This is a genomic window from Streptomyces sp. NPDC014623, from assembly GCF_043088245.1.
Classification (GTDB): Bacteria; Actinomycetota; Actinomycetes; order Streptomycetales; family Streptomycetaceae; genus Streptomyces.
This window is the reverse complement of sequence record NZ_JBIBZU010000009.1, coordinates 245,628-257,729: the sequence shown is the minus strand read 5'-3', so window position 1 is coordinate 257,729 and position 12,102 is coordinate 245,628. Positions and strand designations below refer to the sequence as shown.

The window sequence follows — 12,102 nt, the reverse complement described above, 5'->3', positions numbered from 1 at the left end:
GACGGACGGTCGTTGTCACGACGCTCGAAGGAACGGCCACCACGGTCGTCCCGGCGGTCGCCGCCACCGGAGCGGAAGCCACCGGAGGGACGGTCGTCACGACGGTCACGGTTGAACGACGGACGGTCGTTGTCACGACGCTCGAAGGAACGGCCACCACGGTCGTCCCGGCGGTCGCCGCCACCGGAGCGGAAGCCACCGGAGGGACGGTCGTTGCTGCCGCGGAAGGACGGACGGTCGTTGCTGCCGCGGTAGCCGGAACCACCGGAGGGACGGCCACTGCGCTCACCGACGCGGTCGTTGCCACCGCGGTAACCCCCACGGTCGCCGCCACGGTCGTCACGGCGGTTGAAGCTGCCCCGGTCGTCACGACGGTCGTCGCGCGCGGCCGGCTGCTCGGGGACGGACACGGCTGCGACGAGCGCGGCCTCGGCCTCGGCGGCGACCTCGGCCACCGCCGCCTCCGGGTCGTCGCCCCGCTCACGGGCGGCGCGGGCGACCAGGCGGTCGGCCTCCTCGCGCAGCTCGACGGCGCGGCGCTGGACGCGTTCCAGCTGCTTGGTGAGGTCGGCGGCCTCGCGCTCGGCCTGCTTGGCCGCGTTGTTCGCCGAGTCGGCCTGGACCTCGGTCAGGGAACGGGCACCGGTGATCTCGGCGACCTCGGGCTCGAAGACACCCGCGCCCTGCACGATGTGACGCGAGGCGTCGACGCCCGCGTCCTCCATGAGGCGGAAGATCTGGCGGCGCTGGTGCGGGAGCGCCAGCGAGACGACGACACCGGAGCGGCCGGCACGGGCGGTACGGCCCGAGCGGTGCAGGTAGTCCTTGTGGTCGCCGGCCGGGTCCACGTTGAGGACGAGGTCGATGCCGTCGACGTGGATGCCTCGGGCGGCGACGTCGGTGGCGACGAGGGCGTTGACGTAGCCCTTCTTGAAGTCCTCGAGCACACGGGTACGGGCGCCCTGGGTCATGCCGCCGTGCAGCGCGTCGGCCTTCACGCCGGACTCGATGAGCTGCTCGGCGATGCGGTCGGCACCCAGCTGGGTACGGACGAAGATGATCGTGCGGCCCTTGCGGGCGGCGATCGCGGCCGTGACGGGCGCCTTGTCCTTCGGCTTCACGACGAGGACGTGGTGCGACATGGTCGTGACGTTGCCCTGGGCGCTGTCGACCTCGTGCGTCACCGGGTCGGTCAGGTAGCGCTTGACCAGCGTGCCGATCTCGTTCTCCATGGTGGCGGAGAAGAGCATGCGCTGGCCGCCGCCGGGGATCTGGTCGAGCAGCTCGGTGACCTCGGGCAGGAAGCCCAGGTCGGACATCTGGTCGGCCTCGTCGAGCACGGCGACCTGGACGTTCGCGAGCGAGCAGGCGCCGCGGTTGATGATGTCGCGCAGACGGCCGGGCGTGGCGACGAGGACGTCGACACCGCGCTCCAGTGCGTAGATCTGGTTACCCATCGACGTACCGCCGCAGACGACCTTCATCTTCAGGCCGAGCACGTCGCCGTACGGCTGGAGGGCGTCCGCGACCTGCATCGCGAGCTCACGCGTCGGCGTGAGGATGATGCCGCGCGGCTTCTTCTTCTCGGTCGTGCCGCCGGACAGCGTGGCCAGCAGCGGCAGGCCGAAGGAGAGGGTCTTGCCGGAGCCGGTACGGCCACGGCCCAGGATGTCCTTGCCGGCCAAGGCGTCCGGGATGGTCGCGGCCTGGATCGGGAAGGGGGCGGTCACACCGTTCTGCGCGAGCTTGCGGACGATGCCCTCGGGCAGTCCGAGCGAGGCGAACGTGATGCTCGGCCCGGCCTCCTCCTCGGAGTCGTCCGCAGCGGGAGCGTCAGCGGCGGTCTCCGCGGCCGGGGTCTCGTCGGCTGCCGCGGGGGCCTGGGCCACTACGGCCTCGGCGGCCTCCACGACCTCGATGGTGTCGACGTCGTTCTCGGACATGACGGTGTGGTCAGAACTGGAAATTGACATGCGAAATGCGAAACCTTCCGGAGTCTCGGCACGCGCCCGTAACTCCGTGTTTTCGCAATTTCGACCGCCTCAATGCGGTCCAGCCACGGCAAGGGAGAGTACGCGCCACACGGCGCTCTTCTGTGTCGGCGCCGGGCATAGGATCAAACGATCTACTACCATACGCACCCTCCCCCCATTCGCGCAAACCGGGTCGGCCACGAGCTGGCTCACACCGGCGTGACCTGCGGTGATACCCACGGAGTGGGCCACACCCCGCCCCTTCCCGGCGCCCCCGTCGCATCCGTGCGGGACTGCGCGGCCGGCGAGGCCGAGGGCTGCTCCGGCGGCGGCGAGGGCTCCGGCTCCGGCGAGGGCGGAGGCGGGGGCGGGGGCGGGGGCTCCTCCGGGGTGACCGGCGGGGGCGGAGGCGGAGGCGGCTCACCCGGGCCCGGAACGCTGGGCTCCGGGACGGGCAGGGGGCCGCCCCGGGTCGGCTCAGGGATCGCGGGGCCTCCGGCCGCCGGGCGGCCGCCCCCGGGGGCCGGTGAGGGCGCCCGGCCCGAGGCCTTCGCGCCGGGCTTGCGGGAGACCCCCCGGTCGGACTGCGCCTCGGCGCGGCCGCCACCGGGGCCGGAGCCGGACCGGCCGGTGCCGGAGACGGTGCCGCCGTCCGGCCGGGCCGACGCGCCCTTCTGGCCGGCGGAGGGCGAAGGAGCCGGCTTCCCTGCGTCGTCACCGACACTCACACAGCCTGTGGACGCGGCGATCGTCAGCACGGTGACGGCTGCCCGGCGGACTCGGGCGGACAACTGGCGCACGGGGCGCACCTCCGGGGAGGAGAGACGGGGGAAGGAACCGGCGGAGACGGGAGCGGGAGGTGGCTGTACGGAAGACCGCTGTGCTCAACTCCCCGGCCCCCGCCGGGGACACGCCCGGACACAACACCCGCACACGCCCCGGCCGCCCGGGTCACACCCCGGCGCCCTCGAAGCCCCCCGCCAGCTCCACACCCAGGAACACCGCCCCGAGCCCCACCAGCAGGGACGCCAGCACATTGGCCCCGGCCAGGAAGCCGCGGCCCTCCTCGGCCAGGCGCAGGGTCTCGTACGAGAACGTCGAGTACGTCGTCAGCGCCCCGCACAGGCCCGTGCCCAGCAAGGCGTACACCGGGGTGGACACGGCCGCCCCCGTGAGCACCCCGAGGAGCAGGCTGCCCGACGCGTTGACCGTGAAGGTCCCCCACGGGAACACGTACGGCAGGCCGGCACCGTGCCGCGCCTGCACCGCACGGTCCGTCAGATAGCGCAGCGACGCTCCGGCAGCGCCCCCGAGGGCGACCAGCAGCCAGTTCACGCCGCCCGCCCCCGCCCGGCCACCAGGGACCGGGTGAGCGCGGCCGCCCCCCACACCGCGCCGAGCGCCGCCACGGCCGTCACCGCCGCGTACGCCGTCGCCGTCGCCACTTCCTGACGCGCCAGCAGCCGGGACACGTCGGCGGCGTACGTCGAGAACGTGGTGAACCCGCCGAGCACCCCCACCCCCAGGAACGGACGCACCAGTGGACGCGCGACCACCGCCCGCTCGCCCGTCAGCACCATCAGTACGCCGATCAGCGCGCAGCCCGTCACATTGACGGCGAAGACCGCCCAGGGGAAACCGTCATCGGCGGCCGGCCAGGCGAGGGCCGCCGCGTAGCGCGCCGTGGCCCCCAGCGCGCCGCCCGCCGCGACCGCCCCCAGGACCGGCCACGTGCCGGCGCCACGCGTCCCGGCGCGCTGCGCGGGCACGGAGAGGCCGGCGTCCGGCTCGACGGCCCTCCGCTCCGGCGGAGGGCTCTGGGTGCTCACCCGTAACCCAGCTCGTGCAGCCGCTCGTCGTCGATGCCGAAGTGGTGGGCGATCTCGTGGACGACGGTGATCTCGGTCTCGGCGACCACGTCCTCGCGGGTCTCGCACATCCGCAGGGTCGGCCCCCGGTAGATGGTGATCCGGTCCGGCAGCACTCCCGCGTACCACTCACCGCGCTCGGTGAGGGGGGTGCCCTCGTAGAGGCCGAGCAACTCCCGGTCCTCCGGGTCCTCCGGCTCCTCCTCCACGAACACCGCGACGTTGTCCATCAGCCGCATCAGCTCCGGCGGGACCCGGTCAAGAGCCAGGCTCACCAGCTCTTCGAACTCCTCGCGCGTCATCTCCAGCACACCGCCATTGTCACGTACGCCGGGCCGGAACGGGCGGGCCGCTCCCCGCCCCGGGCCACCTGCCCGGCCCACACCACCGGCCCCGCCCGCATGCCCGCCGCCCGATCGGGGCATGAGCGCCCAATGGCACGCCCGTTCCACGCCGCAGCAGCCCGTGTCCGCCGCCTCCACCGCTCCCGCCCGCACACCGCCGCTCCCGCGGGCGGACTCGTCCCCGCTGCGCACCCCTGGCAGCGCGGGTCCGGCCTGCTGGCGGTGGTCGTGCTGGGGGCCTGGCTCGGGCTGCTGGTCGTCGGCAGCGTGCGCACACCGGTGGGGCCCATGGACACCACCATGACCCTGCGGCCTTCGCTGAGCGGCGGCACCAAGATCAACGTGTCGCCCCTCGGCGCCCTGGAGCTGGACTCCCACCACGCCCCGGTCCGCCTGGACGTGGACGTGGACCAGCTGGACCCCGCCCGCTCGCAGGCCCTGGTCAAGCACCCCGAACGCCTCTCCGGCCTCCAGGACGAGGTCACCGGCGACGTCGCCTCCGGCGCCCGGGAGCTGGCCGTCCGCTCCTGCGTGGCCGTGGTCTCCGGTGCCACCGCCCTCGGCCTGGTCGTCTACCGGCGCCCGCGCCGCGCCCTGGCGGCCGGGGGCCTCGCCCTGGCGCTGCTGGCCGCCTCGGGCGTCAGTGCCTACGCCACCTGGAACCCGAAGTCCGTCCTGGAGCCGAAGTTCTCCGGGCTGCTCTCCAGCGCCCCGTCGGTCGTCGGCGACGCGCGCTCGATCGTCTCCGAGTTCGACGTCTACCAGCAGGAACTGGCCCGGCTCGTCACCAACGTCACCAAGCTGTACGACGCCACGTCCACGCTCCCCGTGTACCAGCCGGATCCCGCGACCATCCGGGTCCTGCACGTCTCCGACATCCACCTCAACCCCGCCGCCTGGCACATCATCGACTCGCTCGTCGAGCAGTACGAGATCGACGTGATCATCGACTCCGGCGACACGATGGACCACGGCACGGCCGCGGAGAACGGCTTCCTGGCCCCCGTCAGCGACCTCGGCGCGCCCTACGTGTGGGTGAGGGGCAACCACGACTCCGAGCAGACCCAGGACCGCCTGGAGAAGACCAGGAACGCGCACGTCCTGGACGAGGGCAGGGCCGTGGACGTGGCCGGGCTGCGGATCGCCGGTACCGGGGACCCGCAGTTCACCCCGGACCGTTCGCGCCCCACCGGCGGCAAGGCCGCCGCGCGGCTCGCGGGCATGCGTCTCGCCTCGGCGCTGCGTGACCAGGAGCGGGCGGGCACCCCGGTGGACATCGCGGTGGCGCACGACCCGAACGCGGCACGGGAAACGGACGGAACGGTCCCGCTCGTCCTGGCCGGCCATGTGCACCACCGGGTGAACGAACTGCTGCCGCTGGGCACGCGGCTCAAGGTCGAGGGCTCCACGGGCGGTGGCGGGCTGCGCGCGGTGCAGAACGAGAAGCCCGAGAAGGTGCGTGCCTCGGTGCTCTACCTGGACCGCCCCACCCGGCATCTGCAGGCCTGGGACGAGATCACCCTCGGAGGTCTCGGCCTGACGACGGCCGAGGTCAGCCGCCATCTCCCGGAGGAGAACCTGAAGGGTCCGCCCCCTTCTCCGAGCGTCTCGACGACCTCCCCGTAAACCGTTTTGGCGATACCTCCCCGCATCCCATATGCTTCTCACGTCCCCGACGCGCTGGAAAGCGCGCAGGTGGGCCCTTAGCCCTCATCGTCTAGTGGCCCAGGACGCCGCCCTTTCAAGGCGGTAGCACGGGTTCGAATCCCGTTGGGGGCACGCTTAACCGTGTGCGAGACTTGTCTCGCACACTAGCTAGGTCCTGTGGAGCAGTTTGGAGTGCTCGCCACCCTGTCAAGGTGGAGGCCGCGGGTTCAAATCCCGTCAGGACCGCTGCAGCCCGTATGAGCTGCGTGGCTGGGTAGCTCAGTTGGTACGAGCGATCGCCTGAAAAGCGATAGGTCGCCGGTTCGATCCCGGCCCCAGCCACCACTCGGAAGCCCCGTCCCCCGGACGGGGCTTTCGCCGTACTCACCCGGCGTCACGCCGCCGCCTCACCGCCCGCACGGTCAGCCCGAGCAGCACCACGGCGGCCGCCGCGGTCAGCGCCGCCCCGTCCGGTACCCGCTCGCCGAGACGCTGGGCCCACTGCTCCACGGCGAACGAGTCGTCCACGTCCAGGAGCCCGGGCAGCGCGGTCGTCCCGTCGTACACCAGGAAGAGCGCTCCGAGCCCGGCGAAGAAGAGGCCGGAGAGCAGCGAGGTGCTGTGCAGTTCGAAGCGGCCGGCGCGCAGCGGCCTGCCGCGCAGCCAGGCCCGGCGGCCGAGGCCGAAGCGTTCCCAGAGCAGGGCGAGCACGAACAGGGGCAGGGCCATACCCAGCGCGTAGACGGCGAGCAGCAGCCCGCCGTAGGCAGGGCTGCCGCTGACGGCCGCCACCGTGAGGACGCTGCCGAGGATCGGGCCGGCGCAGAAACCCGCCAGACCGTAGACCGTGCCCAGGGCGTAGACCCTGACGGCGGTCGTGGGCCGGATCCGGCCGCTGACGGCTGCGATCCGCCGGGAGGCGAAGCCCAGCCCGAGGATCTGGGCGATGCCGAGCCCGATGATCATCCAGCCCGCTCCCAGCACGAGTGCGTCACGGTGCTCGTGGAAGAGCCGTCCGGCGTACGAGCCCGCGGCACCGAGCGGGACGAGGGTGGTGGCGAGGCCGGCGTAGAAGATGCCCGTACGCGCCAGGAGCCGTGAGGCGGAGTCGACGGAGTACGCGAAGAAGGCCGGGAGCAGGAGGGCGCTGCACGGGCTGAGGAGCGCCAGGAGGCCACCGAGCAGGGCTGCGAAGTAACCGGTTTCCGGGGTCACTTCGCGGGGTCTCCGGCATGTCCGACGTTCGCTTCCTCCGCGGCCGCCGCCTCGATGGCCTGGGTGAACACGGCCGTGGGCTGGGCTCCTGCCACGGGGCGGCCGTTGATGAGGAAGGACGGGGTGGACGTGGCACCGATCCCGTAGGCCTGTTCCCGGTCGGCACGGACCGCTTCGGCGGCTGCCGCGCTGCCGGCGTCACGCTCGAAGCGGCCCAGGTCCTTCACACCGGCCTGCTGGGCGAGGGCCCTGAGGCGGTCCCGGCCGAAGCCCTTCTCCTTGGCTCCCTCGGCGTACGCGGCCCGGTGGAAGGCCCAGAAGCGGTCCTGCTGTCCGGCCGCCCAGGAGGCGCGCGCGGCTGCCTCCGACGCCTCGCCGAAGAGCGGGAAGTTGCGCCATTCGATGCGCAGGATGCCGTCGCCGACGTACCTCTTGACCAGTTCGGGTTCGGTGTCCCGGGCGAACTTCCCGCAGTAACCGCACTGGAAGTCGGCGTACTCGATGAGGACGACGGGGGCGTCGGCGCGGCCCTGCGCCAGCTTGTCGCCGGCGTCGCGCCGGGCGAGCCGCGCCAGCTCCCGGCGGAGCTCGGGTTCCTGCGCGGTGGCCGTGACGGCGGCCGGGGTGTCGGAGGCGGGCCCGCCGGGGGCGGTCGCCCGGTAGGAGACGAGGCCGAGCAGCCCGGCGGCGAGAGAGACCACGAGGCCGAGGAGGACCGGCTTCCTCGCGGAGGACGGCTTCTTCTTCGCGGAGGACGAGGGGCGGGTGGGCATGCGGCACTCCGTGCGGAGGGGGCGAGCGGGTCTGCGGCATCTGCGGGGAGGGGTGCGGAGGTGTGGGGACCGCCTCCGCACCCGGCACCCCGTGGTCGGCGGGTACGGGTACGTCCCGGGACAGGGGGCCGCCTCGCACGGGGAACGGTGATCAGTTGCCCGAAATGGTACGTCCTGCGGCCCCGTCCCCCGCTCGGTCACCGGCACCCCGGCGGAGCCCGCCGGGAGCGGTGTGACGCGGCCCGGACGAAATACGTTCGCCAGTCCTCGCGCCCGGGTGAGATCCTGGGGTCCGTATGTCTACTTCCTTCGCCGATCTCCAGTCCCAGCTCGGGCAGCTCTCGCTCCGCGACGCACACCGGCTCGGCCGGCGGCTCGAGGGCGCCCGCCGCATCCGCAAGCCCGAGGCCCGCCAGTCCGTGCTGGACGAGATCTCCGCCGAGGCCGGGAAGGCAGCCGGGCGGCTCGCAGGGCGCGCCGCGCGGATGCCCGCCCTGTCGTACCCGGAGCAGCTTCCGGTCAGCCAGAAGAAGGACGAGATCCTGGAGGCGATACGCGACCACCAGGTCGTGATCGTCGCGGGTGAGACCGGCTCGGGCAAGACCACGCAGATCCCCAAGATCTGCATGGAGCTGGGGCGCGGCGTCCGGGGCATGATCGGTCACACCCAGCCCCGCAGGATCGCGGCACGCACGGTCGCCGAGCGCGTCGCGGACGAGCTGAAGACCCCGCTCGGTGAAGCCGTCGGCTGGAAGGTGCGCTTCACCGACCAGGTGAATCCCGACGCGACCTTCGTGAAGCTGATGACGGACGGCATCCTGCTGGCCGAGATCCAGACGGACCGTCAGCTCCTCGCCTACGACACGATCATCATCGACGAGGCGCACGAGCGGTCGCTGAACATCGACTTCCTGCTGGGCTACCTGGCCCGGCTGCTGCCCGAGCGCCCCGACCTGAAGGTCGTCATCACCTCGGCGACCATCGACCCGGAGCGCTTCGCCGAGCACTTCGGCCAGGCGCCGATCGTCGAGGTCAGCGGACGCACGTATCCGGTCGAGGTGCGCTACCGCCCGCTCCTCGAGGACGACAGCGAGGACTCCGACCGCGACCAGATCACCGCGATCTGTGACGCCGTCGACGAGCTGGACCACGAGGCTCCGGGCGACGTCCTGGTCTTCCTCTCCGGGGAGCGGGAGATCCGCGACACGGCGGACGCGCTGAACAAACGCAACCTCAGGCACACCGAGGTGCTCCCCCTCTACGCACGCCTCTCGCACGCCGAGCAGCACCGGGTGTTCCAGCGCCACACCGGACGCCGCATCGTCCTCGCCACGAACGTGGCGGAGACCTCGCTGACCGTCCCCGGCATCAAGTACGTGATCGACCCGGGAAACGCCCGCATCTCCCGCTACAGCCACCGCACCAAGGTCCAGCGGCTGCCGATCGAGCGGATCTCCCAGGCCAGTGCCAACCAGCGCAAGGGCCGCTGCGGCCGTACGTCGGACGGCATCTGCATCCGGCTGTACTCCGAGGAAGACTTCCTCACGCGTCCCGAGTTCACCGACCCGGAGATCCTGCGGACCAACCTGGCCTCCGTCATCCTCCAGATGACCGCGGCCGGTCTCGGCGACATCGAGAAGTTCCCCTTCATCGACCCGCCGGACCACCGCAACATCCGCGACGGCGTCCAGCTTCTCCAGGAGCTGGGTGCGCTCGATCCGGCGGAGAAGGATCCGAAGAAGCGCCTCACGCCGCTCGGCCGCAAGCTCTCCCAGCTGCCCGTCGACCCGCGGCTGGCCCGCATGGTCATCGAGGCCGAGAAGAACGGCTGCGCCCGCGAGGTCATGGTCATCGCGGCCGCGCTCTCCATCCAGGACCCGCGCGAGCGCCCCTCGGAGAAGCAGACCCAGGCCGATCAGCACCACGCCCGCTTCAAGGACGAGACGTCCGACTTCCTGGCGTTCCTGAACCTGTGGCGCTACATCCGGGAGCAGCAGAAGGAGCGCGGCTCCTCCAGCTTCCGGCGGATGTGCAAGCAGGAGTACCTGAACTTCCTGCGGATCCGTGAGTGGCAGGACATCTACGCCCAGCTGCGCACGGTCGCGAAGCAGATGGGCATCGAGCTGAGCGAGCAGGACGCGCCCGAGCAGTCGGTGCACACCTCGCTGCTGGCGGGGCTGCTGTCCCATATCGGGCTGAAGGACACCGAGAAGAACGAGTACGTGGGCGCCCGCAGCGCCAAGTTCGCGATCTTCCCCGGTTCCGCCCTGTTCAAGAAGCAGCCGCGCTTCGTGATGTCGGCCGAGCTGGTCGAGACGTCCCGGCTGTGGGCGCGGGTCAACGCGAAGATCGAGCCGGAGTGGATCGAGCCACTCGCCCAGCACCTGTTGAAGCGCACCTACAGCGAGCCGCACTGGGAGAAGGACCAGGCCGCGGTGATGGCGTACGAGCGGGTCACGCTCTACGGGGTACCGATCGTCGCCCAGCGCAAGATCAATTTCGGCCGTATCGACCAGGAGGCCTCGCGCGATCTGTTCATCCGCAACGCCCTGGTCGAGGGCGACTGGCGCACGCACCACCAGTTCTTCCACGACAACCGCAAACTGCTGGGCGAAGTGGAGGAGTTGGAGCACCGCGCGCGGCGCCGCGACATCCTCGTGGACGACGAGACGCTCTTCGACTTCTACGATCGGCGGATCCCCGAGCACATCGTCTCCGGCGCCCATTTCGACTCCTGGTGGAAGCACAAGCGCCGTGACGAGCCGGACGCGCTGGACTTCGAGCGCTCGATGCTCATCAACGAGAAGGCCGGGGCCGTCACCAAGGACGACTACCCGGACTCCTGGCGGCAGGGGAAGCTCAAATTCCGGGTGACCTACCAGTTCGAGCCGGGCGCCGACGCCGACGGCGTGACGGTCCACATCCCGCTCCAGGTGCTCAACCAGGTCACCTCCGAGGGCTTCGACTGGCAGATCCCGGGCCTGCGCGGAGAGGTGGTCACCGAGCTGATCCGCTCGCTGCCCAAGCCCATCCGCCGGCACTACGTCCCCGCCCCCGATTACGCGGCGAGGTTCCTGGACCGCGCCGTCCCCCTGCAGGAGCCGCTGCCGCTCACGCTGGCCCGTGAACTCCAGCGCATGGTCGGCGTCCCCGTCACCGCGGACGACTTCGACCTGTCCCGGATCCCGGACCACCTGAAGATCACTTTCCGGATCACCGACGAGCGGCGCCGCAAGGTCGCCGAGGACAAGGATCTGGAGGCGCTGAAGATCCAGCTGCGCCCCAAGGCCCGCCAGGCCCTCTCCAAGGCCGCCGCGGCCACCGCGGGGCCCTCCGGGGAGTCCGTCGAGCGTTCGGGCCTCACCGACTGGACGATCGGCACGCTGAACCGCGTCTTCGAGACCCGCCGGGCGGGCCAGCCCGTGAAGGCCTACCCCGCGCTCGTCGACCAGGGTGAGAGCGTGGCCGTACGGCTCTTCGACACGGAGGCCGAGCAGCAGCAGGCGATGTGGCGCGGCACGCGGAAGCTGATCCTGCTGAACATCCCGGTGAACCCGGCCAAGTTCGCCTCGGACAAGCTCACCAACCAGCAGAAGCTGGCGCTGTCCCGCAATCCGCACGGCTCCGTCCAGGCACTCTTCGAGGACTGCGCGACCGCGGCGGCCGACCGGCTGATCGCCGCGCACGGCGGCCCGGCCTGGGACGAGGCGTCCTTCCGGAAGCTGTACGACAAGGTGCGTGCCGACCTCGTGGACCTCACCGTCCGCACGATCGGCCAGGTACAGCAGATCCTTGCGGCCTGGCAGGCCTGCGAGCGCCGGCTGAAGTCGACGAACAGCCTGGTGCTGATCGCCAACGTCACGGACGTACGGGAGCACCTGGCCCGCCTCGTGCCGCCCGGGTTCGTCACCGCGACCGGACTGCGCAGACTGCCCGACCTGATGCGCTACCTGGTCGCCGAGGACCGCCGGCTGCAGCAGATGCCGACGAACGTCCAGCGCGACACCACGCGCATGGAGAAGGTCCACGAGATGCAGGACGAGTACGCGTGGCTGCTCGAGCAGTTGCCCGAGGGGCGGCCCGTGCCCCAGGAGGTCCTGGACATCCGCTGGATGATCGAGGAACTGCGGGTGAGCTATTTCGCGCACGCCCTGGGCACCGCCCAGCCCGTCTCGGACAAGCGGATCGTGAAGGCGATCGACGCGGCCGCTCCGTGAACCGCCCCCCGCGGAGCCGTGACGGAACCCGCACGGTGAGTGAGTTCGACCTGGCCCACGGACCA

The 12,102-nt window shown here is 71.6% G+C and carries 9 protein-coding genes and 3 tRNA genes; 5 read left to right on the top strand and 7 right to left on the bottom strand.

All coding sequences use genetic code 11. The features are described from left to right. The 5 genes from ACF1FZ_RS17405 to ACF1FZ_RS17385 form a co-directional block, all read right to left on the bottom strand. Positions 1 to 1,943: DEAD/DEAH box helicase (locus tag ACF1FZ_RS17405; RefSeq protein ID WP_391774226.1), on the bottom strand; the 1,943-nt coding region annotated here is incomplete at its 3' end. 239 nt (positions 1,944 to 2,182) lie between these two features. After that, positions 2,183 to 2,773, bottom strand: coding sequence for a hypothetical protein (locus ACF1FZ_RS17400; protein WP_391774225.1), 591 nt, complete (start codon positions 2,771 to 2,773; stop codon positions 2,183 to 2,185). 151 nt (positions 2,774 to 2,924) lie between these two features. Next, the gene (gene crcB / locus ACF1FZ_RS17395; protein WP_391774224.1) at positions 2,925 to 3,308 is read right to left on the bottom strand and encodes a fluoride efflux transporter CrcB; all 384 of its coding nucleotides are present in this window, start codon (positions 3,306 to 3,308) and stop codon (positions 2,925 to 2,927) included. Continuing rightward, the gene (locus ACF1FZ_RS17390) at positions 3,305 to 3,742 is read right to left on the bottom strand and encodes a fluoride efflux transporter FluC (protein ID WP_391774259.1); all 438 of its coding nucleotides are present in this window, start codon (positions 3,740 to 3,742) and stop codon (positions 3,305 to 3,307) included. The genes crcB and ACF1FZ_RS17390 overlap by 4 nt, the downstream gene beginning before the upstream one ends. 56 nt (positions 3,743 to 3,798) lie before the next feature. After that, on the bottom strand, positions 3,799 to 4,152 hold the full coding sequence (locus ACF1FZ_RS17385) for a metallopeptidase family protein (protein WP_015578045.1): 354 nt from the start codon (positions 4,150 to 4,152) through the stop codon (positions 3,799 to 3,801). Between the two features lie 123 nt (positions 4,153 to 4,275). Here ACF1FZ_RS17385 and ACF1FZ_RS17380 point away from each other — a divergent pair, with 123 nt between their 5' ends. From ACF1FZ_RS17380 to ACF1FZ_RS17365, 4 genes are all read left to right on the top strand, one after another. Then, positions 4,276 to 5,811: a metallophosphoesterase gene (locus tag ACF1FZ_RS17380; protein ID WP_391774223.1), complete on the top strand. Its 1,536-nt coding sequence runs from the start codon at positions 4,276 to 4,278 to the stop codon at positions 5,809 to 5,811. Between the two features lie 80 nt (positions 5,812 to 5,891). After that, positions 5,892 to 5,964 (top strand) — tRNA-Glu (locus ACF1FZ_RS17375). Between the two features lie 39 nt (positions 5,965 to 6,003). After that, a tRNA-Asp gene (locus ACF1FZ_RS17370) sits at positions 6,004 to 6,078 on the top strand. Between the two features lie 22 nt (positions 6,079 to 6,100). Continuing rightward, positions 6,101 to 6,177, top strand: a tRNA-Phe gene (locus ACF1FZ_RS17365). Positions 6,178 to 6,216: 39 nt separating this feature from the next. On the opposite strand, the gene ACF1FZ_RS17360 is transcribed toward ACF1FZ_RS17365, so the two are convergent. Together ACF1FZ_RS17360 and ACF1FZ_RS17355 are read right to left on the bottom strand one after the other, a co-directional pair. Further along, positions 6,217 to 7,047 carry a cytochrome c biogenesis CcdA family protein gene (locus ACF1FZ_RS17360; protein ID WP_391774222.1) on the bottom strand — a complete coding sequence of 277 codons (831 nt, stop codon included), beginning with the start codon at positions 7,045 to 7,047 and terminating at the stop codon, positions 6,217 to 6,219. Further along, positions 7,044 to 7,820: a DsbA family protein gene (locus ACF1FZ_RS17355; protein ID WP_391774221.1), complete on the bottom strand. Its 777-nt coding sequence runs from the start codon at positions 7,818 to 7,820 to the stop codon at positions 7,044 to 7,046. Before ACF1FZ_RS17355 ends, ACF1FZ_RS17360 begins: the two co-directional genes overlap by 4 nt. Before the next feature lie 296 nt (positions 7,821 to 8,116). Between ACF1FZ_RS17355 and hrpA the strand changes: the two genes are divergently transcribed. Next, positions 8,117 to 12,037: an ATP-dependent RNA helicase HrpA gene (hrpA, locus tag ACF1FZ_RS17350; RefSeq protein WP_391774220.1), complete on the top strand. Its 3,921-nt coding sequence runs from the start codon at positions 8,117 to 8,119 to the stop codon at positions 12,035 to 12,037. Positions 12,038 to 12,102: the final 65 nt, after the last annotated feature.